We start from the raw sequence: 23181 nt of genomic DNA on the forward strand, positions 1-23181 counted from the left end.
ATGCCGATGGTGAAAACCATCATGGTCATCAAAGACCGAGCGGTTGTCCGCAGGGGCGGGAAGTCTCCTTTTTACTCATTCAAGCCGAAGCCACTTCGTGGCTCGGCTTAACTCAGCAACTGTCTTGAGCGCGACTCTTTTGCTAGGTGGCGCAAGTCGCCACCGCGACCCCATGCAACTCATCCCGGCGCCTCGCGTTGACGATCGTCAGCAGCTTGCGCATACAGGCGACAAGGGCCACCTTCGCGACCTTTCCGCGCGCCCGTAGCTGTTGGTAGTGGGCTTTCATCGCGGGCTCCCAGCGCACTGCCGATAACGTGGCCATGTACAGGGCCACCCGTACCTCGGCGCGTCCGCCGTAGATGCGTCGCTTGCCCTGGCTCTGTCCGCTGTCCGCTGTCGCGATTGAGCGGAGCCACGCCCACCAGCTTGGCGATCTGTTGGCGATTCAACTGGCCTAGCCCCGGCAGCAGCGCCAGCACGCTCGCCTGGAATAGCGGACCCAGGTCTTTGGACGAGTGCAGCGCCGGCGTGGTGTGGGCCTTCAGCAGATCCTTCAGGGCGCCATCGATCACAGCCAACTCGCGTTGTAGGGCCGCCAGCGTCCTCCTGATGAGCGGCCGGATCGCAGGCAAAGTCATCGCCTGTTGCTGGCGGGTACGTTGGATCGTGTCGACCACTTGGTGGCGACGACGCAGCCAGCCCTTGAGCTCGATTTGCCAAGCCGGAGCCGGCGCATGCGGGCGCAGGTGGGCATGGAAAACCTGTGCCATTTCCGTCAGCATCCTCGCGTCCAGGCCATCGATCTTGGCCAGTTGACCGGTGGCGCGCGCGAAGTCGCGGGCCTGGCGCGGGTTGACCCGAGCCGCCCACAGGCCGGCCTCGGCACAGGCGGCCAGGACCGGCTCCTCATAGCCGCCCGTGGCCTCCATCACGACTCGAACATCGCCCTGAGTCTGCAGCCGTCGTACCAAGCGGCGGATCCCAGCCGCCGTGTTCGCGAACCGCTGCACTTGTGGCTGGCCGTGGATGGCCAAGTCCAAGACCGCTTTGCCCACATCGATGCCTGCTGCCGTCATGACCAGACTCCGCTAGAGTAGGAAGTGTCGAGAGCGATCACGACCTGCCCAGGCTTATCGGTGCGAGGTTATCTCGCGCAACTGTTCGGGCGAAGGACGTCACCGGGCTCTCGGCGCTTAGCCTAGGGGAATCACAAGACATAAGGCGTTAGGACCAACATGACATGTCTCAGGCAATTTGCAGCAGTTGAGCTGGTCGCCTTGCTCGCGCTGCTAGTCGCGGCAGGGACAATGGCTGGCTATGGGGCCCTGGAGTCAACGCTCCATGCCAACTCCCTTATCGGCCCCGCGTCTTCTGCTTGGCTTGGCTTTGTGTACACCGCGCTGTTTGGCACGCCTATTGTGGTGCTGTTCGGCGCGCCCATTTACTACCTGCTCTTGCAGCGCCGCATGGTTCGTTGGTCCAACGTCCTGCTCGTCGGCTCGCTTCCTGGGCTCCTAGCATTGGCTGTATCCATTTCCCTGGGCTTCTTCGCAATTCTTTGCGGGCTGGCGGTCGCTTCACTTACCCACGCGATCTGCCTTAGGGCGGGCCCTGACAATTCATTCAAGCCGACACCGCTCCGCGGTGCGGCCTACCTCTGGCGTTAGCGCCCATGAACAAACGTCACTTGCTAATTGGGCTTTTGGTAGCAGCAGGAGCGGGCGGGTTTGTTTGGTGCTACTCGGCCCGTGGTTGGCACTCGGTATCCGATCCAAGTGACGAGTTTGGTGTGGAGTTTCGGTACTTGGGTTGCAACGACTGGCCAGAGAACCGTCCATACGGGACTCTAGTTCAAAGCTCAGTGGCGGGTTCGAGCGTCACTTATCACGTCAGTGAACCTGCAACCTGCGGGTACTCTGTCAGACGGCCCGAGTACAAGCTGGTTGGTGAAACCCTGGAGTTGGCCTACAACTTGTACTCACCGAGCGGCGACGTGGCCGCCTGCATCTGCGAGTACAAGTCAGAGTTCCGCTTCCGCACGAATCCCGAGGCGTCTCATGTCGTTTTCTATCGCTCTGGCGGCTAGTCGGCATGGGCGCTAACAATTCATTCAAGCCGACATCGTTCCGCGGTGCGGCTTAACGCTGGTGTTAGACCGCATATGTACCGTCTCGGCCACCTTGTTGACGGCGAGTGGACTGCCCACTCGCACCCGCCAGTGTTCGACGTCGCGGAACGCTTAACTGCGGGCGTTCCTGGCAGCGATCCCACTGTGTTTGAGCGACTGGTTGAGTGCCTGGAGCCGCCGTATTACCTGCTATACCTGCTTCACACTCCTCGTGGAGAGGCGCTGCCTGGCCGCTACCAAAGTCCAACCTTGTCATTGCCTCAGGTCAAAGAGTTCCTGTCCCGGTTTGCTCCGTTTCTCTCCGCAGACGCCCGCTTTGACCTCTGGGCACACTCTCCGGGGGACAGGGGCACTGTTGTATGGGACCGGCATGACCAAGTATTCGGCTACGGTCCAATTGATCGGTACGTCTCCACCCTAAGGTCTATGGGCTTTAGCCCCGGGCGGCCTGAGGTTCCGGCACCGCACGAGCATCACTACCGCGCAGAGTTCGATACTCTGGCCAAAGAGGTTTTGGCCGCGTTTGACTGGTCCCATTCCCCATTGCGTCCGGAGGATGAGCAGTGAGGGTGCGGTCTAACAATTCATTCAAGCCGAAGCCGCTTCGCGGCTCGGCTTGACTCTGGCGTCAGGCGGGACAACATGAAACTCAGTGATCTTGAAAAGTCGGCATTGCAGCTAAACGAGCTCTACGAACAGCTTGAGATCAAGAGGTATGGGCGCATCTGGACCACAGAAGAACTTGCGCTCGGTTTCATGGGGGACGTAGGCGATCTAGCGAAACTGATCCAGGCAAACGCTGGTATCCGAACTATTGATGACTGCAAAGCGAAACTTGGTCATGAATTGTCGGACTGCTTATGGTCGATTATTGTTCTTGCAAACAAGTGCGGCATTGATTTGGAGGCGGAGTTTGTAAGAAATACCAGGGAGCTGGCCGAATATGTATCCAGCGAGCTGGGCACATAACATTAGGTTTGCGCAGCGACCAGCTCGGCGCCGCTTCCACTACACGTCGAAGACTGCTGATGACTTCGTGCTCATCCAACACGGAGCAGCCGCCCAACAATTCATTCAAGCCGAAGCCGAAGCCGCTCCGCGGCCCGGCTTAACTCTGGCGTCATGCCGCAGGTGTAGCCCTATGAAGCGCACATGGACAATCATCGGAGTTGCGGATGTTGCTCGCAGCTTCAAGTGGTATCAGTCGCTGTTCGGCCTGTCCGAGTCGGCTCCTGCTCATTCGTACTTCGGCCAGATCCTTGACACCGATGGGACGGTCTTGCTCTGTCTCCACCAATGGGGAGCGCACGAGCATCCGACACTGAGCAGCCCCGACCAGGCGCAACCTGGCAATGGACTACTTTTGTTCTTCCGCGTGGATGACTTTGATGACGCCCTTGCCAGGGCACGTGCACTCGTCCCCCGCCTTGATGAGGAGCCAAGCGTGAGCCCCAACACCGGGACCAGAGAGTTTGCACTCCGGGACCCTGATGGGTATTACGTCATGGTCAGTGCACTGGGTGCAGCCTGACAATTCGTACAAGCCGAACCCACTTTGCGGCTCGGCCAGACTCTCGCATCAGGCCACTGAAAGGGCGATATGGCGAATCCATACCTGATTGCTGGCGCGGTGTTGAGCGCAGTTGCAGCCCTCCTGCACATTGGCTGCATTGTCTTCGGCCCATCGTGGTATCGCTTCTTCGGTGCAGGCGAGCGCCTGGCCCGTCTTTCGGCTGCCGGTAGCATTGTCCCAGCCATCATCACTGTCGGTATCGCGACCGTGCTCATGCTCTGGGCGGCCTATGCGCTTTCCGGTGCGGGCGTCCTGCCCAGACTTCCCCTTGTGCGCTCTGCTCTTGTCGGCATTACCAGCATCTACTTGCTGCGTGGCCTGGCAGGGCTGGTGCTTGCCGTGGCTGCTCCAGGTGACCGCGGGGCGGCATTCTGGTTCTGGAGCTCGGCAATCTGCCTTGGCATCGGGTCGCTGTATCTTGTCGGGACGTGGCAGGCCTGGTCTCAGCTATCACGAGCCGTGCCCTGACAAGGCATTCAAGTCGGCGCATTTGGAGCGGCCCAGGAGGGATGCATGACAAGAATCCATCAGATAACTCCTTTCCTGCATGTCCCGAATATGCAGGCGGCGCTTGCATTCTTCTGCGATCTGCTCAGGTTCGAGCTCAAGTACCGGGAAAGCAACTACGCCTACATCGAGCTTGCGGGCTGTGGCCTGCGCCTGCTGGAGGAGCGGGCACGCAGGCTCACTGTCGATGGCAAGGCCCGTGTCACGGTCTATATCGATGTCACCGACATTGATGCGTTGCATGCCGAACTCGCTCCGGCGCTTGCCTCGTTACCTGACGATCGCGTGGAGCCGCTGATGAATCGGCCCTGGCGCCAGCGGGAGTTTCAGGTTCGCATGCCGGACGGAGATTGGCTCACGTTTGGCGCCGCAGTAACCTGAAATCAGAAGCCACTCAGCGACCACCGGAGACTTCATGTTCGGACTGTTCAAGTCACTGCCATTTTCCGATCCGTCGCTTGGTGAGCTGGTTCGCTGGCGCGGCTTCTGGCGCGGCAGCATCCAGCTTGAGTCGGGTTCGGCGCCGCTGGTCGTGACCGGAACCCGGACCGAGCCTGACCCCTTGGCGCTGGTTGTTGCCAGCGAAGTCCAGGCCCGGCTTGCCAGTTGGCGTGATGCGATCGAGACGGCGATGTTCGAACACTACGAACCCTATGCCGAGGCATTGGCTGCCGGCGAGGAGCAGGAGACGGGCGAGGGATTCCCGAGCATCACAGCGCCCGCCGGCGTCTGGCCGCACGTGTCGTTGCAGTACATCGCCGTTCTTCCGCTGAGCGGGCACCTCACGACCGAACTGGGATACGCCACGCGATGGGACGAGGAGCACATGCTCGGTGTGCGCTTCAAGGGCGACGCGTTCGTGGAGTTGTGCGGGAGCGTGCTGGCGCCCTGAGGCGGGCGATTCAAGCCGGCCGATGCGGTTCAGTTGTCGATCGCCAATCCAGGTGATAGCGTCTGCTTCCGGGGATCGGGGCTTTAAAAGGGGGGCTCCTTGAATCGGAACGTTGTCGGCATTGCGATGCCGGGCACGAACGCAGTTGCACGCCGGCTTGGGGGACGCGACCATGATTGATCGCGTCTCCACCTATCCCACCTCGACGTTTGCATCGACCGCGCTGCTGTTCTTCGGTAGTGGGCTTGCGGCGACACTGCTGGTCTCGGCGAGACCATTGGAATCGCTGATAGGCGTCGCGGTCGCTGCCGTGGGCCTGTCGATCATGTTGTGGAGATGGCGGCGAAAGAGCATGGCGACCCGCCTCATGCAGAGCGGTCGACGTGTGGACGCATTGGTTCGCCGGGTCCAGGTCAGCAAGGTGTTCCAGGTCGATGGCCGGTCGCCTTACCGGGTCGAGGCGCTGTGGCTGGATCCCGACACACGCCAGATGCATACGTTCAAGAGCTGGTATCTGTGGCACGACCCGACCGTCTTCATCGTGGAGGACCATGTCGCGGTCTACATCGATCCGCAGCGCACTGGCAGGTACTACATGGACCTGTCGTTCCTGCCCGGCATTGATGGCGCCTGAGCAACGCAATGCGAACGCACGGCACCTTGTCGAAGTGGAATGACGACCGCGGCTTTGGATTCATCACGCCCGCGCAGGGCTCTGGTGAGATATTCGTCCACGTCTCGGCGTTTCCGCCAGGTGGTCCGCGGCCCACGGTGGGCGAGCTGATCTCCTTCGAGATCCAGGCCGGTCCGGACGGCAAGACGCGTGCGCTCCGCGTCATGCGTCCCGGGACACCTGCCAGGCACGCGCAGCGCCATCGCGCGGCGCCTGCGCGTCGGCGCGTCAGCCTGGCAGGCGTTGTCACGGCTGCAGCCATCGCTGCCATTGCGTTGTACGGCTATCGTGAGTTCAACAAGCCGGTGCCCGTTGAGAGCACCGTCGCACCTGCCGCTCACCTCGCCACTGCGCCGCCGGTGGCGGCATTCCAGTGCGACGGTCGCACCATGTGTTCGCAGATGACGTCCTGCACGGAGGCGACGTACTTCCTGAAACATTGCCCGAACACGAAGATGGACGGGAACGGCGACGGCGAGCCGTGTGAGCAGCAATGGTGTAACTGAGGGGTCCACGGCGGTCACGGCGGCCCTCGCTGGCCGCGGGTGACTGGGCCGCGACTATCCTGCGTGCGGTGCCCTGGGGAGGGCATCGCGGCACCGGTGATGCCGGTGCCATCCATGCGGCCGATCGCGAGATCGGCTCGATCAGTCAACCAAGGGGAAACAAAATGCAGAATCCGTATCAGGCGCCGGCCGCGACGCTGGCCGAGCTGTCGATGGGCGACAACACGTCCGGCATGGGCAAGGACGCGAAGATTCCGCCGGGCGTTGCCGGCTGGAGCTGGGGTGCGTTCCTGCTGAACTGGATCTGGGCGGTGAGCAACCGCACCTGGATCGGCCTGCTTTGCTTCATCCCCTACGTCGGGTTCGTGATGTCGATCGTCCTCGGCATCAAGGGCCGCGAGTGGGCGTGGCGCAACAAGCGTTGGGACAGCGTCGAGCACTTCCAGCGCGTGCAGCGCAAGTGGTCGATATGGTCGCTGGTGGTCATCGTGGGCGTGATGGGACTGGCCATCCTCGCGGCGATCGCGATCCCGGCGTATCAGGATTACGTCGTGCGGACGCAGGCGGCGGGTTGATCCCTGAGGCCCTCACCCCAACCCGCACCCCGGCCCGAGCGCATGGCGCTCGGGCGTTCGAGGACACGCGAGCCAATGGCTCGCAAGCGGTGTCCTCTCACCCCGCAAGCGGGAGAGGGGCTTCCACAGGCTGAGCCCTCACCCCAACCCCTCTCCCGCGGGCGGGAGAGGGGCTTTTCAACGGGTCAGCAGCAGCGCGAACGGCCCTTGCCGTAGCGCGCCATCATCCGCTCGTGGAAGAACTCGTCGCGGCTCATCGGCAGCCGGTCCGGGTGATTGCGCTGGATGTGCTCGACATAGTTGTCGTAGTCGGGAATGCCGATCGCCAGGCGCGCGGTCTGGGCTGCCGCACGCCACCAGCGTGCGAGCAGCGCCAGGCCCAGCGTGCCGGCCTCAGCGAGCGACCGCATCGAGCGCGACATACTCACTCTCCTTGGCCGTCGGGGCGTTGTTGCGGCGTGCGGCCAGCGCTGCCTTGATGCCGAAGTAGACCGTCGCCAGCACCACCAGCACGAACAGCGCGCACAGGCCGGCGTCGAGGTAGTTGTTGAAGATCACCCGCGACATGTCGTCCATCGACTTCGCCGGTGCCAGCACCTCGCCGCGCGCGGCGGCGTCGGCGAACTTGCGGGCGTTGGCGATGAAACCGATCTTCGGGTCCGGGTGGAACAGCTTCTGCCAGCCGGCGGTCAGCGTGCAGATCAGCAGCCACGCGGTCGGGATCAGCGGGATCCACAGGAACTTCTCGCGCTTCATCTTCACCATCACCACGCTGCAGAACACCAGCGCCAGGCCGGCGAGCATCTGGTTGGCGATGCCGAACAGCGGCCACAGGGTGTTGATGCCGCCCAGCGGATCGACCACGCCCTGGTAGAGGAAGTAACCCCACAGCGCCACCGCCAATGCCGTGCAGGCCACGTTCGCCGCCCAGCTTTCGGTCTGCTTGAACGGCGAGTAGGCCAGGCCGATCAGCTCCTGGATCATGAAGCGGGCCACACGCGTGCCGGCATCGACCGTGGTCAGGATGAAGAGGGCTTCGAACAGGATCGCGTAGTGGTACCAGAACGCCATCATGCCTTCGCCGCCGACCAGCCCGTGCAGGATCTGCGCCATGCCGACCGCGAGCGTCGGCGCGCCGCCGGTGCGCGAGAGGATGGTGGTCTCGCCGATTTCCTTGGCGGTGGCGGTGAGGATGTCAGGCGTGAGCACGAAGCCCCAGCTCGAGATCGCCGCGGCCGCGGACTCGGCCGTGGTGCCGACCAGCGCGGCAGGAGCGTTCATCGCGAAGTAGACGCCCGGCTGCAGCACGCAGGCGGCGATCAGCGCCATGATCGCGACGAAGGCTTCCATCAGCATGCCGCCGTAACCGATCAGCGGGATCTGCGATTCGTTCGAGATCATCTTCGGCGTCGTGCCGGAGCTGATCAGCGAGTGGAAGCCCGAGACCGCGCCGCACGCGATGGTGATGAACAGGAACGGGAAGAGCTTGCCGCTGAACACCGGGCCGGTGCCGTCGACGAACTTGGTCATCGCCGGCATCTGCAGGTCCGGCATGGCGATCAGGATCGCCAGTGCCAGCACCAGCACCGTGCCGATCTTGAGGAAGGTCGACAGATAGTCGCGCGGGGCCAGCAGCAGCCACACCGGCAGCACCGCGGCGACGAAGCCGTAACCGATCATCAGCCAGGCCAGGGTGGTGCCGGTGAGATGGAACACCGGCGCCCAGTCCGGGCTCGCCGCGACCTTGCCGCCGCTCCAGATCGCCAGGATCAGCAGGACGAAGCCGATCACCGAAACTTCCATGATCCGGCCCGGGCGGAAGTAGCGCAGGTACAGGCCCATCAGGATCGCGATGGGGATGGTCATCGCCACCGTGAAGGTACCCCACGGGCTGTCGGCGAGCGCCTTGACCACGACCAGTGCCAGCACCGCCAGCAGGATCACCATGATCATCAGGATGCCGATCATCGAGATCACGCCCGCCGCCGGCCCCATCTCGGCGCGGATCATCTCGCCAAGCGAGCGGCCGTCACGGCGCGTGGAGAAGAACAGCACCAGCATGTCCTGCACCGCGCCGGCCAGGACCACGCCGAACAGGATCCACAACGTGCCGGGCAGGTAGCCCATCTGCGCGGCCAGGACCGGGCCCACCAGCGGGCCGGCGCCGGCGATCGCGGCGAAGTGGTGGCCGAACAGCACGCTGCGCGCAGTGGGCACGTAGTCGAGGCCGTCGTTGCGTCGCCATGCCGGCGTCGCGCGGGTGGCATCGACCATCAGCGCATTGCGCGCGATGTACAGACCGTAGAAGCGGTACGCGACGGTGAACACCGAGACCGAGGCCACCACCAGCCACATCGCGCTGATGGTTTCGCCTCGGTGCAGGGCGATCGTGCCGATGCAGAACACGGCAAGGACCGCGAGCGCGACCCAGCCAAGCCAGGACAATGCTTTCATGACACCCCTCCGTAAGGATCAACGAAGGGTCGCGCCGGCGATGGCGCCGGGTCAATGCGCAGCGCGCAATGAAGCCTGAGACTTTGGTCTAAGCGAGACAACAATCCCAGTGTTTACAGCCACTTGGCCCGGCGCAGGAAGCCGAAGAGCACCAGGCACACCAGAACCGTGACGCCGATCAGGATTGCGTAGCTGTAGCGGCCGTGCAGTTCGGGCATGGCTTCGAAGTTCATGCCGTACCAGCTGGCGATCAGCGTCGGCGCGGCCAGCAGCGCCGCCCAGCCGGCCAGGCGCTTGACCACTTCGCCCTGGTAGATGGTGACCAGCGACAGGTTCACGCTCATCGCCGCGGTGAGCATTTCGCGCAGGGTATCGGTGGACTCGTTGATGCGCACGACGTGGTCGAGCACGTCGCGGAAGTACAGCGCGCTCTCCTCGTCGATCATCGCGCCGCGCGCGCGAGCGAGCTGGCCGAGGATGTCCTGCAGCGGGGCTACCGCCATGCGCAGGCGGGTCAGTTCGCGCTTGAGTTCGTAGAGCTTCTTGACGGTGTCCTTGCGGAACTCGTCGGCGAAGATGTCCTGCTCGAGCTCGTTGAGGTCCTGGCTGAACTCCTGGACGATCGGCAGGAAGTTGTCGACGATCTGGTCCAGCACCACGTACAGCGCCGCGGCGGGACCGTGGGCGATGTCCTCCGGGTCGCGCTCGAAGCGGGCGCGAGCGGGGGCGTAGCTGGTCGAGGCGCCATGGCGCACCGTCACCAGATAGCGCGGGCCGACGAACATGTGGCTCTCGCCGAAGCGGATGTGGCTGTCCACACTCTGCGCGGTGTGCACGACGATGAACAACGAGTTGCCGTAGGTCTCGATCTTCGGGCGCTGGTGCGCGTTGCGCGCGTCCTCGATGGCCAGGTCGTGGAGGCAGAACTCCTCCTGCAGCTTCTCGAGGATGTCATCGGCCGGCTCGTACAGGCCGACCCAGATGAAGGTGCCGTCATCGACGGCGAGGACGTCGCTGATCTCGTCGAGGTTGATGTCGCGCCGCTTGCCGTCGCGGGTGTAGGCGGCGCAGTTGACCACGCACTGGGGGAGGGTGGGATCTTTCATGGCGCGATCGTGCCCGCCTCAGGCCGGCACGGCAACCCATCGCGCAGGGTGTGGTGTAGGAGCGAGCTTGCTCGCGATTTGCGGCGGCTGCGCCATATCGCGAGCAAGCTCGCTCCTACCACCTATCGGGGGCGGCGGAAGGCCAGCCACAGCCCCAGCTGGATCGGCAGCAACAGCGCGACCCAGTGGGCGTTGCGCTGCGGGTACATCGGCAGCCAGTGCAGGAACAGCGCCGCCACCGCGGCAGCGGCCAGCACGGCCAGCCAGCGCCGGAACCACGGCCCCGGGTCGCGTCCGCGCAGCACCCGCCATCCGCCCGGCAGCAACAGCCAGGCCAGCGGGCTCAGCAGCAGCAGGTTGTTGTTGGCCCAGCCGTAGCGGTGCTGGGTGCCGAGCCAGATGAACAGCATCAGCGCGCCGAGCACGCCTGACAGCGTCCAGAAGGGCAACGCGACCGCAGCCAATGCCCGCGGATGCCGGCGACCGGCCCACGCCGCGGCGATCCCCAAGGCGAGGCCTGCCAGGCACCACGGCCACCACCGCGGCGGTGGCTCCTGCGGCTCCGGCGGCAGGCGGTGCGGCAGGATCGGTTGTTCGGACTTCACCAGCGGCCGGCCTTCGCTGTTCTTCACTTCGCGCAGTGCCGCCGCCAGGCGCATCGGCACGTACGACTCGTTCCACACCGGCAGCGGCTTGTCCGAGGACGGGCCCAGGCCGACATCGAACCCCAGCCACATCCACCACGCCGGCGAGGCCAGGCGCACGGCCTCGCTGCGGTAGGTGCTGCCGTGCGAGCGGCCTTCGATCTGGCGGCGCAGGCCGCCGTCGAGCACGCGGTCGAGCGAGTCGCGCACGCGCGTGCTGCAGTTGTCGTCGAAGTACTGGTAGGCGTAGTGCGCGTTCTCGGGCTTGGCGTTCTCGGCCAGGGCCGCGGCCAGTTCGTTCGCCTGCGCGTCGCTCAGGTCGAGCCACTGCACGTCGACGCCGCGGCCTTCGTCGCGGTACTGCAGCAGGTCCTGCTCGAACGGCAGCGCTGCCAGCTGGTAGCGCATGTGGCCGCGGACGAAGCGGCTGATGAAGTCCGGTTCGCTCGGGTCGAAGAAACCGAAGTTGTAGGAGATCGCGGCGCCGGTGTCGGGGTCGACGACCACTATCGCGTTGTGGCCGAAGCGCTCGAAGAAGATCTCGCCGGGTTGCATCGTGGCTACGCCGATGCGGGGCGTGGTGGCGAAGGCCTGGGTGCTCAGGAGGCTTACGGCGAGCAGGACAACGCTCATGAGTAGCCGCTTCGTTCGCCCCCACCCCAACCCTCCCCCGCAAGCGGGGGAGGGGGCTCGTTCCTGCCGCTCCCCGGATGTCGGGGAGAGGATCGAAGCGTCACGCATCCGAGAGGACGCCGACGTGGAAGGCATGGACGCGGCGGGCGTCGGCGCCGGAGACGCGGAAGACGAAGCGGCCGAGGGTGAGTTCCTCGCCGGCTTCGGGCAGGTGGCCGATCGCAGCCGTGACCAGGCCGCCGATGGTGTCGTATTCGTCGTCGTCGAAGTCGGCACTGAAACGCTCGTTGAAGTCGGCGATGGGCGTGAGCGCGTCGACCACGAACTGGCCGTCGGCCTGCGCGGCGATGAGGGCGCTGGGGTCTTCGGCGTCGTCATGCTCGTCGTCGATCTCGCCGACGATCTGTTCGAGCACGTCCTCGATGGTGACAAGTCCGGCGACGCCGCCGTGCTCGTCGATCACGATCGCCATGTGGTTGCGCGACTGGCGGAACTCGCGCAGCAGCACGTTCAGGCGCTTGGACTCGGGGATCAGCACGGCCGGGCGCAGCAGCTCATGGACGTTGCCGGGGCCGAAATCGGCGACGACGCCGCGCAGCAGGTCCTTGGCCAGCAGCACGCCGAGGATCTCGTCCTTGTCGTCGCCGTGGACCGGGAAGCGCGAATGGCCGGACTCGACCACCTGCCGCATCAGGTCGAGGAACTTGCCGTCGGCCGGCAACGAGACCATCTGCGAGCGCGGAATCATCACGTCGCCCACGGTCAGGTCGGACACCGCGATCGCGCCTTCCATCATGCGCAGGGTGTCGGCGGCGATCAGGCCGTCGGCTTGCGCGTCGCGCAGCAGTTCGACCAGGTCCTCGCGGGTGGTGGGTTCGCCGGAAAGCGCCGAACTGATGCGTTCGAGCCAGGAGCGCGGCTTCTCGTGGTGCCGCCGCTCGTGGGTTTCCTGCGCGTGGAAGCTACTACTGTCGTCCTCGGACATTGTGTTCTTGAAGGCGCCCAGGGGGAGGGCGACGAAGGGAGTCTACCGCGGAAGCGGCTGGGGGTGCTGGGCAGAGCCCCGACCCCCTCCCAACCTCCCCCTGCTCGCAGGGGGAGGAGCTCAAGTGTCGTCCCGGTACGGGTCCTCGATCCCCATCCCGGCCAGGATCTCGCGCTCGAGCTGCTCCATGCAGATCGCCTCTTTCTCGTCCTCGTGGTCCCAGCCCAGCAGGTGCAGGGCGCCGTGGACGGTGAGGTGGGCGTAGTGGGCGGCCAGCGGCTTCTTCTGTTCCCTGGCCTCGCGCGCCACCACCGGTGCGCAGATCACCAGGTCGCCCAGCAGCGGCAGCTTCACCCCTTTGGGCAGGCCGTCGGGCAGTTCGGCGGGGAAGCTGAGCACGTTGGTCGCGTAGTCCTTGCCCCGGTAATGCCGGTTGAGCGCGCGACCTTCCTTGGTGCCGACGATGCGGATGGCCAGGTCGGCTTCGCGGATCCGGCTTTCCAGCGCGGCGGCCACCCATTTGCGGAAACTCACCGCCGCCGGGATGCCGGTGCGCGGAACTGCATAGTTGATCGAAACGTCGAGTCGAATGGGGCCCCGGGTCATGGTGTCTGCGCTCAGGTGGACGGACCGGGACGAGCTTCGCCAGTGCTGGCGTCCCTCGCGTCGCGGGCGTCGTAGGCGTTGACGATGCGCGCCACCAGCGGGTGGCGTACCACGTCGCGCGATTCGAAGAAGGTGAAACTGATGCCATTGACGCCACGCAGGACGTCCAGCGCATCGCGCAGCCCGGACTTCTGGTGCTTGGGGAGGTCGATCTGGGTCAGGTCGCCGGTGACTACGGCGGTGCTGCCGTAGCCGATTCGGGTCAGGAACATCTTCATCTGCTCGATCGAGGTGTTCTGCGCTTCGTCGAGAATCACATAGGCATCGTTAAGCGTGCGTCCGCGCATGTAGGCCAGCGGTGCGATCTCGATGACGTTCTTCTCCAGCAGCTTGACCACCTTTTCCACGCCGAGCATCTCGTAGAGCGCGTCGTACAGCGGGCGCAGGTAGGGGTCGACTTTCTGGGTCAGGTCGCCCGGCAGGAAGCCGAGCTTCTCGCCGGCCTCCACCGCCGGGCGCACCAGGATCAGGCGCTGCACGCGCGCTTCGTTCAGCGCTTCCACCGCGCTGGCGACGGCAAGGAAGGTCTTGCCGGTGCCGGCCGGGCCGATGCCGAAGTTGATGTCATGGGTGGCGATCGCGTGCAGGTACTTGGCCTGGTTGGCGCCGCGGCCGCGGATCGTGCCGCGCTTGACGCGGATGCTCACTTCCTGCGGTTCGACGTCGTCATTGGCGACGCCGTCGGCGTCGATTTCGGTCAGGCGCAGGTGGATCGCAGGTTCGGTCAGCGTCTCCTCGGCGGCATCGCGCCACAGGTCGCGCAGCAGCCGCTCGGCCTTGTTGACCGCCAGTGGCTGTCCGACGATGCGGAAGACGTTGCCGCGATTGGCGATCTCCACGCCCAGGCGCAGTTCGATCATGCGCAGGTGGCCGTCGAACGGGCCGGTGAGGTTGGCCAGGCGTTCTGCCGCGGCAGGTTCGAGGGCGAATTCGGAAGTGGTTCGAGAGGACATCGAGAGGAAGTGTCTTCCGTGGCGATCTGGGGACGCACGCGCTTGCGTGCCGGGGGGCAAACAGCTTGCGCCTGCGCGGGCCATTTCGCAAAACAGGCGCCGCTTCCCTGGGATCAGTCGTCGCTAGTTGCGCGGGGGCGGGGCTTTCAGCGCGCGGTAGACCAGTCGCACGCCGATGGCGCCGACCAGCAACGAGCCGATCAGCCACAACCACATCACCGTGTCGCCGGCATGCTCGCCGTTGCGGACGTAGCGCATCGCATAACGCAGCAGTCCGAGTGCGGCGATGGCGCAGAACCACAGTCCCAGAGCGCAGCGCTGGAGCAGGCCGGGAGCAGGAGCAGGGTCGGGCATGGCAACGGCAATCTCGGGCGAGGGCAGGCAACACGATAGGGCAGGGCGGAGCGCCGGTGGTTGCGGCTCCGGGCAGCAGGGCGGCCATCGATTGACCGTTCGTCGGTCGGGGGTTGAAACTAATTAATCGTTGAATTAAATATATCGCCATGACAGAGTCCCCCAAAATCAGGGCCGCAAAGGCCAGCAAGTCGGGCAAAGGCGCCAAAGGCGCGAAAGGCGCGGTCCGCCGCGCTCCCGGCCGCCCCGGCCCGGACAGCCCCGACCTGCGCGAGCGCCTGCTCGACGGCGCCATCGCCTGCTTTGCCCGCCAGGGCATCGCGGCGACCCCGCTGCGCGCGATCGCCACCGAGGCCGGGGTTACGCCGGCGCTGCTGCACTACTACTTCGGCGACAAGGCGCAGTTGCAGGAGGCGGTGGTCGCCGAGCGCGTGCTGCCGGCATTCGCGCGCCTGCGCGATCCGCTGATGGATGCCGGCGATGACATCGCCGATCTGGTTGCTGCATTCGTGATGGGCATCGGCAACCTGGTCGCCGCGCATCCCTGGCTGCCGGCGCTGTGGGTGCGCGAAGTCCTGTGCGAAGGCGGCGCCCTGCGCCAGGTGCTGTTCGAACGGATCGGCCCGCAGATGCCGCTGATGATGGCCGCACGCTTCGCCCAGGCGCAGCAGCGCGGCGAACTCAACCAGGACCTGGACCCGCGCCTGCTGATGGTGTCGCTGATCGGCCTGACCCTGTTTCCCGCGGCCGGCGCCCCGATCTGGCGCCGCATGTTCCAGGCCGATGACCTGGATTTCGATGCACTGCGTCGGCACACGCTGGCGTTGCTTGACCGCGGTCTGGGGGTGGGATGAAGAGCGAAGCCATGAACACGAACAAGCGCAACCACACGACAACGCCGGCTGCCTGGCTGGGCCTTGCATGCGTCGTGCTGCTGGCTGGCTGCGGCAAGGAACCGCCGCAGGCACTGGGCACGCTGGAATGGGACCGCATCGCCTTGCCGGCGACGGCGTCGGAACGCATCGTCCGCATAGACGTGCGCGAAGGGCAGCGGGTCAAGGCTGGCGCGCGCCTGGTGCAACTCGAAGTGACCCGCACGCAGGCCGAGCTGGCAGCATTGCAGGCACAGGCCCGACAGGCCGGCGACGTGCTGGCGGAGCTGGAGGCCGGCCCGCGCAGCGAAGACATCGCCCAGGCACGCGCCAACCTCGCCGCGGCACAGGCCGAAGCCGCCGATGCGCGCGCGTACTACGCGCGCCTGCAGCCGCTGGGGCGGCAACGGCTCGTCGCCGCCTCCGATGTCGACCGCGCACGCGCCGCTGCCGGCAACTCGCAGGCGCAAGTCCGTGCGGCACAGGCGGCGCTGCTCGAACTCGAGCGCGGCACCCGTGTCGAACAGATCGCGCAGGGCGAATCGGCGTTGGCCGCCGCCACGGCGCAGGCCGCTTCGCAGGAAGTGACATTGCACAAGCTCGATCTGGTCGCGCCGCGCGCCGGTGTGGTCGACAGCCTGCCGTACCGCCTTGGCGACCAGGCGCCGGTCGGCGCGCCGCTGGCGATCATGCTCGTCGGCGATGCGCCGTATGCGCGTGTCTACGTGCCCGAGCCGATCCGCGTCGGCGTGCACGTGGGCCAGTCCGCGCGTGTGTTCATCGACGGCCGCGACGGCTCGCACGAGGGCAGGGTGCGGATGATCCGCAACGAGGCAAGCTTCACCCCGTACTACGCGCTGATCGGCAAGGACGCGGCACGGCTGAGCTATCTGGCGGAAGTCGAACTGGTTGGCGGCCAGACAGCGGACCTGCCGGCAGGCCTGCCGGTCCGGGTCGAATTCGAGGCCGGTGCGAAATGAACGCCGGCACGGACCAACTGGCCATCCGCGCGCGCGGACTGACCAAGCGCTTCGGCTCGCTGGTCGCGGTCGACCATGTCGAGCTGAGCGTGCCGCGCGCGAATGTCTACGGCTTCCTCGGGCCCAACGGCTCGGGCAAGACCACCACCATCCGCATGCTCTGCGGGCTGCTCACGCCGAGCGAAGGCGACGTCGAAGTGCTCGGCCTGCGCATCCCCGAGCAGGCCGAGGAATTGCGCAAGCGCATCGGCTACATGACGCAGAAGTTCTCGTTGTTCGAGGACCTGACCGTGCGCGAGAACCTCGAGTTCCTCGCCGCCGTGCAGGACATCCCGCGCGCACAGGCAGCCCGGCGCATCGACGAACTGGTCGCGCAGTACCACTTCGAGGACCGCCAGAAGCAACTGGCCGGCACCATGAGCGGCGGCCAGAAGCAGCGCTTGGCGCTGGCTGGCGCGGTGATCCAGAACCCCGAGCTGCTGTTCCTGGATGAGCCGACCAGTGCGGTCGATCCGGAGTCGCGGCGCGACTTCTGGGAAAAGCTGTTCGACCTCGCCGACGCCGGCACCACCATCCTGGTCTCGACCCACTACATGGACGAGGCCGAGCGCTGCCATCGCATCGCCATCCTCGATCGCGGCGTGCTGGTCGCCGACGGCACGCCGGACGAACTCACCCAGGCCCTGGCCGGCCGCACCGTCGAAGTGCTGGCGGCGCAGCCGCGGCGCGCCCAGCAGATGCTGGTCAAGGTGCCGGGCGTGCTGAGCGTGGCGCAGATCGGCAACACGCTGCGTGTGTTGAACGAAACCAACGGCGACGCCGCGGCGCGACTGCAGAAGGCATTGACCGATGCCGGGCTGGAGGCGACGGTGGCGGCCACGCACCCGAACCTGGAGGACGTCTTCGTCGCGTCCACGCGCGGCCGTGCCGAGCAGCCGCAGGAGCGCGCCGCATGAACCTGCGCCGCCTGTTCGCGATCGTGCAGAAGGAATTGCGGCAGATGCGCCGCGACCGCATTACGCTGGCGATGATCGTCGGCATCCCGGTGATGCAGCTGGTGCTGTTCGGCTATGCGATCAATCTCAACCTGCGTGGCCTGGAAACCGGCGTCGCCGACCAGGCCAATACCGCCGGGTCGCGCGCGGTGGTCATGGACATGGTGGCCACCGGGGTGATCGATCCGACCTTCAGCGCAACCACGCCGCGGCAGCTGATGGAGCAGTTGCGCCGCGGCGAAATCAGCATCGGCGTGGTGATCCCGCCGGACTTCGAGCGGCGCCGCTTCGAGGGCCGCGAAGCGGTGCAGGTGCTGGTCGACGGCAGTGACACGGTGGTGCAGAGCGCGGCGGTGCAGCTGGCGCAGCTGCCGTTGAGCAACACGCCGACCAGCAACCTCGGGCCCGCGCGCGGCGGCACCGGCCAGGTCGCGGCCGGGCAGATCGGCGTGGTCAGCTTCTACAACCCCGAGCGACGCTCGGCGGTGAACATCGTGCCCGGCCTGATCGGCATCATCCTGACCATGACCATGGTGATGTTCACCGGCGTGGCCATCGTCCGCGAGCGTGAGCGCGGCAACATGGAGCTGCTGATCGCCACGCCGCTGAGCAGCAGCGAACTGATGATCGGCAAGGTGCTGCCCTATGCCGGCATCGGCCTGATCCAGACCACGCTGGTGATCGTGCTGGGCGTATGGCTGTTCGACGTGCCGATCCGCGGCAGCCTGCTGGATGTCTACCTCGCCTCGGTGCTGTTGATCATCGCCAACCTGACGCTCGGGCTGCTGATTTCGACCAAGGCGCAATCGCAGTTCCAGGCGATGCAGATGACGTTCTTCGTGTTCCTGCCGTCGATCCTGCTGTCTGGCTTCATGTTCCCGTTCGCCGGCATGCCCAAGGTGGTGCAGTGGCTGGCCGAGGTGCTGCCGCTGACGCACTTCCTGCGCCTGATCCGCGGCGTGATGCTGCGCGGCGCGAACCTGGTCGAACTGTGGCCGGAGGTGCTGGCGCTGCTGGTTTTCATCACGGTGATGATGACGGCGGCGATCATGCGGTTCCGCAAGCGGCTGGATTGACCCTTTCTCCGACTCTGCCCTCATCGTCATCGCCCTCACCCTCGCCGTCATCGCCCTCACCCTCACCCTCACCGTCATCCCGGCGAAAGCCGGGATCCAGTTTGCTTTTGCCGTTGCTTGTTCCGCTTTCGCGGAAAGCGAGCAAAAGCTAAATGGATCCTGGCTTTCGCCGGGATGACGGTGAGGGGGCTGCAGCGGTGCGGGCCTGGATCCCGGCTTTCGCCGGGATGACGGTACGAGGGGGACGACGGTGCGACTTGCACCCCACCGCATCATTGCGCAAAGTCGCCAGGCTCCAATCGCCTGGGGAGGGCGTGATGCACAAGCTTGGATTGGCCATTTCGACATTGCTGCTGGCGCTGGCAGGCGGTGCAACTGCAGCGGAAGTCACGGTTTTGAGTGCCGCCCGGATCCACACGATGGATACCGCCCAGCCGCGCGTGCAGGCACTGGCCTACGACGACAGCGGACGGATCCTCGCCCTGGGCGACACCGCCGTGCTGCTCAAGCGCTACCCCAAGGCCAAGCGGATCGACGCGGCGGACGCCACGATCGTCCCCGGCCTGATCGACGCGCACGCGCACGTCTCCGGCCTCGGGCTGACGATGCTCACCGCCGACCTGGTCGATTCGACCAGCAAGGACGAGGTGATCAAGCGCCTGCGCGAGTTCGCCGCCAAACTGCCCGCCGGTGCCTGGCTGATCGGGCGCGGCTGGGACCAGAACGACTGGCCCGAGAAACGCTTCCCGACCGCGGCCGACCTCGATGCGGCCTTCCCCGATCGTCCGGTCTGGCTGGAGCGCATCGACGGCCATGCCGGCTGGGCCAACAGCGCGGCGATGCGTGCGGTCAAACGCGACCTCGCCGGCAACTGGCAGCCCGATGGCGGTCGCATCGAGCGCGATGCCGCCGGCAAACCCACCGGCATCTTCGTCGACGGCGCAATGGCCCTGGTCGACGAGTCGCGGCCGCCAATCGATGACGCCACGGCCGAACGCGCGCTCGTTCTGGGCATGCAGTCCGCTGTCGAGCACGGCCTGACCGGCGTCCACGACGCCGGCGTCAGCCTGGCCGAGTTGCAGCGTTACCAGCACCTGGCCGATCGCAACCAGATGCCGTTGCGCATCACTGCGATGGCGTCCGGCGACGGCGATGCGCTCGCGCAGATCTGCCGCGATGGTCTTTACAAGCATCCGTCAGGCCGCCTGCAGATGCGCACCGTCAAGCTGTATGCGGACGGCGCGCTCGGCAGTCGCGGCGCGGCCATGATGCAGGACTACAGCGACGACCACGGCAATCGCGGCCTGATGCTGATGTCGCCCGAGGCGTTGCTGGCCGCGGCGATCAAGGCCAAGGGCTGCGGCGTGCAGGTGGCGACGCACGCCATCGGCGACCGCGGCAACCACGAGGTGCTCGAAGCCTATGCGAAGGCGCTGGGTGCGGATGCGGCGGGCGACCACCGCTGGCGCATCGAGCATGCACAGGTGCTGACGCCGCAGGACCTGCCGCGCCTGGCGCAGTTGCACGTGATCGCCTCGATGCAGCCCACCCACGCCACCAGCGACATGCCCTGGGCGCAGGATCGTGTCGGGCCGCAGCGGATCGTCGGCGCCTACGCCTGGCGCCAGCTGCGCGACAGCGGTGCGCGCCTGGCGCTGGGATCGGACTTCCCGGTGGAGTCGGTGGATCCGCGCTTCGGGCTCTACGCGGCGGCAACGCGCGCCGATTCGCATGGGCTGCCGGTGGGTGGCTGGTTCCCGCAGGAGAAGCTGACCGCGTTCGAAGCGCTGCGCGGCTTCACGCTCGATGCCGCCTACGCCGGTTTCGCCGAGACGGAAGTCGGCAGTCTCGAGGTCGGCAAACGCGCCGATTTCGTCGTGCTCAAGGAAGACCCGCTGGCGATCCCGCCGGCGCGTTTGCGCGAGTTGACGGTGGAAGCGACGTACGTCGACGGGCGCGCGGTGTATCGCGCCGCGAAGTAGCGCAGAGCCCCTCTCCCGCTTGCGGGAGAGGGGTTGGGGTGAGGGCAGCTTTTAGCGCATCGCAAAAAGCGCCCTCATCCGCCCCCGTATCAAGTACGGGGCAGGCTCTTCGGGCACCCTCTCCCGCTGGCGGGAGAAGGGAAAAGGGTGAGGGGCTTCAGGGTTCAGGCGACGTCCAGTACGTCGGTCGTCGCCACACGCCCGCGCAGCGAGTTGCTCAGCGCCTGCGTGATCACCACATCAACGAACTGGCCGACCAGGCGCGGGTGGCCCGGGAAGTTCACCGAGCGCATGTTCTCGGTCTTGCCGGTCAACTCGTTCGGGTCCTTCTTCGACGGACCTTCCACCAGCACGCTCTGCACGCTGCCGACCATGGCCTGGCCGATTTGCCGTGCGTTGTCGTTGATGGCGGCCTGCAGGCGCGACAGGCGCGCGTGCTTTTCCTCGCTGGAGACGCTGTCTTCCAGGTCGGCGGCCGGAGTACCCGGGCGGCGCGAGTAGATGAAGGAGAACGACTGGTCGAAGCCGACGTCCTCGATCAGCTTCATGGTCTTTTCGAAGTCGGCATCGGTCTCCCCCGGGAACCCGACGATGAAGTCCGACGACACGCTGATGTCCGGTCGCACGGCGCGCAGCTTGCGGATCTTCTGCTTGAACTCGAGCGCGGTGTAGCCACGCTTCATTGCCGCCAGGATGCGGTCGCTGCCGGCCTGCACGGGAAGGTGCAGGTAGTTGGCCAGCTTGGGCACGTCGCGGTAGGCCTCGATCAGCGAGTCGGAGAACTCCAGCGGATGCGAGGTGGTGAAGCGGATGCGGCCGATGCTTTCGATCTCGGCGATGGCGCGGATCAGCAGTCCCAGGTCGGCGACTTCCGCCTCGCCGCCGTCCTCGGCCGGGGCGATCGGCCCACGGTAGGCATTGACGTTCTGGCCGAGCAGGTTGATCTCGCGCACGCCCTGCGACGCCAGGTCGGCGACTTCGACCAGCACGTCCTCGAACGGACGGCTGATCTCCTCGCCGCGGGTGTAGGGCACCACGCAGAACGAACAGTACTTCGAGCAGCCTTCCATGATCGAGACGAACGCGCTCGGGCCTTCCGCGCGCGGCTCGGGCAGGCGGTCGAACTTCTCGATCTCGGGGAAGCTGATGTCGACCTGCGGCAGGCCGGTCGCGCGCTTGGCGGCGATCAACTCGGGCAGTCGGTGCAGGGTCTGCGGGCCGAACACCAGGTCGACGTACGGCGCGCGTTTGACGATCGCCTCGCCTTCCTGCGAAGCGACACAACCGCCGACGCCGATCACGACGGGGCGGCCGCCCTGCTTGAGTGACTTCCAGCGGCCGAGCTGGCTGAAGACCTTTTCCTGCGCCTTCTCGCGGATCGAGCAGGTGTTGATCAGGATGACGTCGGCTTCCTCGACGTTGTCGGTCAGCTCCATGCCGTCGCTGGCGGCGAGCACGTCGGCCATCTTGGCCGAGTCGTACTCGTTCATCTGGCAGCCGTGGGTCTGGATGAAGAGCTTTTTGGTGCCCGTGGGAACGGGTGCGGCTGGGGTAGTCGTGTCGGTCATCTGGCTCGTTCCGGGAGGGGCGGCGGTTATTCCGCTCCGGAGGGGGCGTCATTCTACCCGCGCCGGCGGCAGGGGGCGGGCCGGGTTGGCGGCTGGTTCGCGTTCGCTCAGAAGTAGGGCAGGGCGCGGCGTGCGCCGACGGGGCCGAGGGAATGTCCGTGAAGGCAGGTGCGTGGTGGCTGCGGGTGGTGTGCCTGCTGGCGTTCTCGCCGGTCGTGGCCGCCGGCCCCGAGCGCTGCGAACGCGGCGCCGAGCCGCTGACGGCCGCCTCGGCAGTCTCCACGCCCGCTTGCCCGGGCGCCGTCGAGCCCGCGCCGCTCGGACGGGTCAGCCAGCCGTCGATGCCGGCCCGGGTCGGCGAGACGACCCTGCTGCCGCCGGTGGCGCGCGAACTCCAGGAGCCCCAGGTCGCCAGCGCAGCGTCGGCGCAAGCGGCCGACGCCGTTCCGATGCGGGTCGCCCAGGGCGAGATCTACAGCTACAACAGCGGCGGCGAAATCATCTACAGCAGCCGCCGCCCGGAGCATGGCGCCGGCATCGGTCCGGTCAGCCGGGTGCGCTACACCTACATGGAAACCTGCTACGCCTGTGACCTGCAGCCTGGCGTGGACTTCGGCACCGTCGGCCTCAACACCGAGGCCTACCGCCGCGAGATCGCCGCGGCCGCGCGCGACTTCGGCGTCGACGAGGCGGTGGTGCGGGCGGTGATCCACGCAGAGTCGGCCTACAACCCGCGCGCACTGTCGCGGGTCGGGGCACAGGGGCTGATGCAGCTGATGCCGGCCACGGCGCGGCGCTTCGGCGTGGCCAATGTCTTCGACATCGGGCAGAACATCCGCGGCGGCGTGCAGTACCTGGCGTGGCTGCTCAAGCGCTTCAACGGCAACCTGACGCTGGCCGCGGCCGGCTACAACGCCGGCGAAGGCGCGGTCGACCGCTACCAGGGCGTGCCGCCCTACAGCGAGACCCAGCGCTACGTCGAGCGGGTTGCCGTGCTGGCCGATCGCTACCGCAACGCCAGGGCGTCGCCCTGAGCGAGGCATGACAGGGGCCCAG

At 66.2% G+C, this 23181-nt stretch carries 25 protein-coding genes and 1 pseudogene; 15 read left to right on the plus strand and 11 right to left on the minus strand.

The features are described 5' to 3' along the window. Window positions 1-142 precede the first annotated feature (142 nt). Both AC3A3X_RS06395 and AC3A3X_RS06400 read right to left on the minus strand, forming a co-directional pair. Complete coding sequence (locus AC3A3X_RS06395) at window positions 143-337, minus strand: hypothetical protein (protein ID WP_487582203.1); 195 nt, start codon at window positions 335-337, stop codon at window positions 143-145. 346 nt (window positions 338-683) lie between these two features. Next, window positions 684-1079, minus strand: a pseudogene (locus AC3A3X_RS06400) (IS110 family transposase); the annotation flags it as partial. A gap of 312 nt (window positions 1080-1391) precedes the next feature. On the opposite strand from AC3A3X_RS06400, the gene AC3A3X_RS06405 reads away from it, so the two are divergent. From AC3A3X_RS06405 to AC3A3X_RS06445, 9 genes are all read left to right on the plus strand, one after another. Next, the gene (locus AC3A3X_RS06405) at window positions 1392-1670 is read left to right on the plus strand and encodes a hypothetical protein (RefSeq protein ID WP_487582204.1); all 279 of its coding nucleotides are present in this window, start codon (window positions 1392-1394) and stop codon (window positions 1668-1670) included. A gap of 1103 nt (window positions 1671-2773) precedes the next feature. Beyond that, window positions 2774-3100 carry a nucleotide pyrophosphohydrolase gene (locus AC3A3X_RS06410; protein ID WP_487582205.1) on the plus strand — a complete coding sequence of 109 codons (327 nt, stop codon included), beginning with the start codon at window positions 2774-2776 and terminating at the stop codon, window positions 3098-3100. A gap of 172 nt (window positions 3101-3272) precedes the next feature. Beyond that, complete coding sequence (locus tag AC3A3X_RS06415) at window positions 3273-3662, plus strand: VOC family protein (protein ID WP_487582206.1); 390 nt, start codon at window positions 3273-3275, stop codon at window positions 3660-3662. 69 nt (window positions 3663-3731) lie between these two features. Further along, window positions 3732-4172 (plus strand): hypothetical protein, encoded by a 441-nt coding sequence (locus AC3A3X_RS06420; protein WP_487582207.1) that lies wholly within the window; start codon window positions 3732-3734, stop codon window positions 4170-4172. A gap of 45 nt (window positions 4173-4217) precedes the next feature. Further along, window positions 4218-4592 (plus strand): bleomycin resistance protein, encoded by a 375-nt coding sequence (locus AC3A3X_RS06425; RefSeq protein WP_487582208.1) that lies wholly within the window; start codon window positions 4218-4220, stop codon window positions 4590-4592. A gap of 34 nt (window positions 4593-4626) precedes the next feature. Further along, window positions 4627-5103: a DUF6985 domain-containing protein gene (locus AC3A3X_RS06430; RefSeq protein ID WP_487582209.1), complete on the plus strand. Its 477-nt coding sequence runs from the start codon at window positions 4627-4629 to the stop codon at window positions 5101-5103. Between the two features lie 172 nt (window positions 5104-5275). Next, window positions 5276-5737, plus strand: coding sequence for a hypothetical protein (locus tag AC3A3X_RS06435; protein WP_487582210.1), 462 nt, complete (start codon window positions 5276-5278; stop codon window positions 5735-5737). A gap of 8 nt (window positions 5738-5745) precedes the next feature. Next, window positions 5746-6282, plus strand: a complete 537-nt coding sequence (locus AC3A3X_RS06440) for a cold shock domain-containing protein (protein WP_487582211.1) — start codon at window positions 5746-5748, stop codon at window positions 6280-6282. A 164-nt stretch (window positions 6283-6446) separates the two neighbouring features. Continuing rightward, entirely contained in the window at window positions 6447-6857 is a 411-nt protein-coding gene (locus tag AC3A3X_RS06445) for a hypothetical protein (RefSeq protein ID WP_487582212.1), read from the plus strand. A 185-nt stretch (window positions 6858-7042) separates the two neighbouring features. Here the strand turns inward: AC3A3X_RS06445 and AC3A3X_RS06450 are convergent, their stop codons facing one another. From AC3A3X_RS06450 to AC3A3X_RS06485, 8 genes are all read right to left on the minus strand, one after another. Further along, entirely contained in the window at window positions 7043-7267 is a 225-nt protein-coding gene (locus tag AC3A3X_RS06450) for a YbdD/YjiX family protein (protein WP_487582354.1), read from the minus strand. Then, the gene (locus AC3A3X_RS06455) at window positions 7251-9311 is read right to left on the minus strand and encodes a carbon starvation CstA family protein (RefSeq protein ID WP_487582213.1); all 2061 of its coding nucleotides are present in this window, start codon (window positions 9309-9311) and stop codon (window positions 7251-7253) included. Before AC3A3X_RS06455 ends, AC3A3X_RS06450 begins: the two co-directional genes overlap by 17 nt. Window positions 9312-9424: 113 nt before the next feature. Continuing rightward, complete coding sequence (gene corA, locus AC3A3X_RS06460; protein WP_487582214.1) at window positions 9425-10417, minus strand: magnesium/cobalt transporter CorA; 993 nt, start codon at window positions 10415-10417, stop codon at window positions 9425-9427. A 122-nt stretch (window positions 10418-10539) separates the two neighbouring features. After that, the gene (locus AC3A3X_RS06465; RefSeq protein ID WP_487582215.1) at window positions 10540-11694 is read right to left on the minus strand and encodes a lipoprotein N-acyltransferase Lnb domain-containing protein; all 1155 of its coding nucleotides are present in this window, start codon (window positions 11692-11694) and stop codon (window positions 10540-10542) included. Window positions 11695-11794: 100 nt separating this feature from the next. Then, entirely contained in the window at window positions 11795-12679 is an 885-nt protein-coding gene (locus tag AC3A3X_RS06470; RefSeq protein WP_200604378.1) for a CorC family transporter, read from the minus strand. A 120-nt stretch (window positions 12680-12799) separates the two neighbouring features. Further along, on the minus strand, window positions 12800-13285 hold the full coding sequence (gene ybeY / locus AC3A3X_RS06475; RefSeq protein ID WP_487582216.1) for an rRNA maturation RNase YbeY: 486 nt from the start codon (window positions 13283-13285) through the stop codon (window positions 12800-12802). Between the two features lie 11 nt (window positions 13286-13296). Beyond that, complete coding sequence (locus AC3A3X_RS06480; RefSeq protein WP_487582217.1) at window positions 13297-14298, minus strand: PhoH family protein; 1002 nt, start codon at window positions 14296-14298, stop codon at window positions 13297-13299. Window positions 14299-14421: 123 nt separating this feature from the next. After that, complete coding sequence (locus AC3A3X_RS06485; protein WP_487582218.1) at window positions 14422-14652, minus strand: hypothetical protein; 231 nt, start codon at window positions 14650-14652, stop codon at window positions 14422-14424. A gap of 149 nt (window positions 14653-14801) precedes the next feature. Between AC3A3X_RS06485 and AC3A3X_RS06490 the strand changes: the two genes are divergently transcribed. From AC3A3X_RS06490 to AC3A3X_RS06510, 5 genes are all read left to right on the plus strand, one after another. Continuing rightward, window positions 14802-15506: a TetR/AcrR family transcriptional regulator gene (locus AC3A3X_RS06490; RefSeq protein WP_487582219.1), complete on the plus strand. Its 705-nt coding sequence runs from the start codon at window positions 14802-14804 to the stop codon at window positions 15504-15506. 11 nt (window positions 15507-15517) lie between these two features. Next, the gene (locus AC3A3X_RS06495; protein ID WP_487582220.1) at window positions 15518-16504 is read left to right on the plus strand and encodes an HlyD family secretion protein; all 987 of its coding nucleotides are present in this window, start codon (window positions 15518-15520) and stop codon (window positions 16502-16504) included. 23 nt (window positions 16505-16527) lie between these two features. Further along, window positions 16528-17460, plus strand: a complete 933-nt coding sequence (locus AC3A3X_RS06500; protein WP_487582355.1) for an ABC transporter ATP-binding protein — start codon at window positions 16528-16530, stop codon at window positions 17458-17460. Further along, window positions 17457-18575 carry an ABC transporter permease gene (locus AC3A3X_RS06505; protein WP_487582221.1) on the plus strand — a complete coding sequence of 373 codons (1119 nt, stop codon included), beginning with the start codon at window positions 17457-17459 and terminating at the stop codon, window positions 18573-18575. The genes AC3A3X_RS06500 and AC3A3X_RS06505 overlap by 4 nt, the downstream gene beginning before the upstream one ends. A 317-nt stretch (window positions 18576-18892) precedes the next feature. Continuing rightward, a complete protein-coding gene (locus AC3A3X_RS06510; RefSeq protein ID WP_487582222.1) occupies window positions 18893-20557 on the plus strand; it encodes an amidohydrolase in 1665 nt (554 codons plus the stop codon). A gap of 164 nt (window positions 20558-20721) precedes the next feature. Here the strand turns inward: AC3A3X_RS06510 and miaB are convergent, their stop codons facing one another. Next, window positions 20722-22125 carry a tRNA (N6-isopentenyl adenosine(37)-C2)-methylthiotransferase MiaB gene (gene miaB, locus AC3A3X_RS06515; protein WP_487582223.1) on the minus strand — a complete coding sequence of 468 codons (1404 nt, stop codon included), beginning with the start codon at window positions 22123-22125 and terminating at the stop codon, window positions 20722-20724. A gap of 152 nt (window positions 22126-22277) precedes the next feature. Here miaB and AC3A3X_RS06520 point away from each other — a divergent pair, with 152 nt between their 5' ends. Next, complete coding sequence (locus AC3A3X_RS06520; protein ID WP_487582224.1) at window positions 22278-23159, plus strand: lytic transglycosylase domain-containing protein; 882 nt, start codon at window positions 22278-22280, stop codon at window positions 23157-23159. Window positions 23160-23181 lie beyond the last annotated feature (22 nt).

The sequence above is a fragment of the Lysobacter sp. Soil_N_23 genome, assembly GCF_057656135.1.

Coding starts and splice junctions, on each gene's coding strand:
- AC3A3X_RS06410 (WP_487582205.1), top strand. CDS start 2,774: ATGAAACTCAGTGATCTTGAAAAGTCGGCATTGCAGCTAAACGAGCTC.
- AC3A3X_RS06415 (WP_487582206.1), top strand. CDS start 3,273: ATGAAGCGCACATGGACAATCATCGGAGTTGCGGATGTTGCTCGCAGC.
- AC3A3X_RS06420 (WP_487582207.1), top strand. CDS start 3,732: ATGGCGAATCCATACCTGATTGCTGGCGCGGTGTTGAGCGCAGTTGCA.
- AC3A3X_RS06425 (WP_487582208.1), top strand. CDS start 4,218: ATGACAAGAATCCATCAGATAACTCCTTTCCTGCATGTCCCGAATATG.
- AC3A3X_RS06430 (WP_487582209.1), top strand. CDS start 4,627: ATGTTCGGACTGTTCAAGTCACTGCCATTTTCCGATCCGTCGCTTGGT.
- AC3A3X_RS06435 (WP_487582210.1), top strand. CDS start 5,276: ATGATTGATCGCGTCTCCACCTATCCCACCTCGACGTTTGCATCGACC.
- AC3A3X_RS06440 (WP_487582211.1), top strand. CDS start 5,746: ATGCGAACGCACGGCACCTTGTCGAAGTGGAATGACGACCGCGGCTTT.
- AC3A3X_RS06445 (WP_487582212.1), top strand. CDS start 6,447: ATGCAGAATCCGTATCAGGCGCCGGCCGCGACGCTGGCCGAGCTGTCG.
- AC3A3X_RS06450 (WP_487582354.1), bottom strand. CDS start 7,267: ATGCGGTCGCTCGCTGAGGCCGGCACGCTGGGCCTGGCGCTGCTCGCA.
- AC3A3X_RS06455 (WP_487582213.1), bottom strand. CDS start 9,311: ATGAAAGCATTGTCCTGGCTTGGCTGGGTCGCGCTCGCGGTCCTTGCC.
- corA (WP_487582214.1), bottom strand. CDS start 10,417: ATGAAAGATCCCACCCTCCCCCAGTGCGTGGTCAACTGCGCCGCCTAC.
- AC3A3X_RS06465 (WP_487582215.1), bottom strand. CDS start 11,694: ATGAGCGTTGTCCTGCTCGCCGTAAGCCTCCTGAGCACCCAGGCCTTC.
- AC3A3X_RS06470 (WP_200604378.1), bottom strand. CDS start 12,679: ATGTCCGAGGACGACAGTAGTAGCTTCCACGCGCAGGAAACCCACGAG.
- ybeY (WP_487582216.1), bottom strand. CDS start 13,285: ATGACCCGGGGCCCCATTCGACTCGACGTTTCGATCAACTATGCAGTT.
- AC3A3X_RS06480 (WP_487582217.1), bottom strand. CDS start 14,298: ATGTCCTCTCGAACCACTTCCGAATTCGCCCTCGAACCTGCCGCGGCA.
- AC3A3X_RS06485 (WP_487582218.1), bottom strand. CDS start 14,652: ATGCCCGACCCTGCTCCTGCTCCCGGCCTGCTCCAGCGCTGCGCTCTG.
- AC3A3X_RS06490 (WP_487582219.1), top strand. CDS start 14,802: ATGACAGAGTCCCCCAAAATCAGGGCCGCAAAGGCCAGCAAGTCGGGC.
- AC3A3X_RS06495 (WP_487582220.1), top strand. CDS start 15,518: ATGAACACGAACAAGCGCAACCACACGACAACGCCGGCTGCCTGGCTG.
- AC3A3X_RS06505 (WP_487582221.1), top strand. CDS start 17,457: ATGAACCTGCGCCGCCTGTTCGCGATCGTGCAGAAGGAATTGCGGCAG.
- AC3A3X_RS06510 (WP_487582222.1), top strand. CDS start 18,893: ATGCACAAGCTTGGATTGGCCATTTCGACATTGCTGCTGGCGCTGGCA.
- miaB (WP_487582223.1), bottom strand. CDS start 22,125: ATGACCGACACGACTACCCCAGCCGCACCCGTTCCCACGGGCACCAAA.
- AC3A3X_RS06520 (WP_487582224.1), top strand. CDS start 22,278: ATGTCCGTGAAGGCAGGTGCGTGGTGGCTGCGGGTGGTGTGCCTGCTG.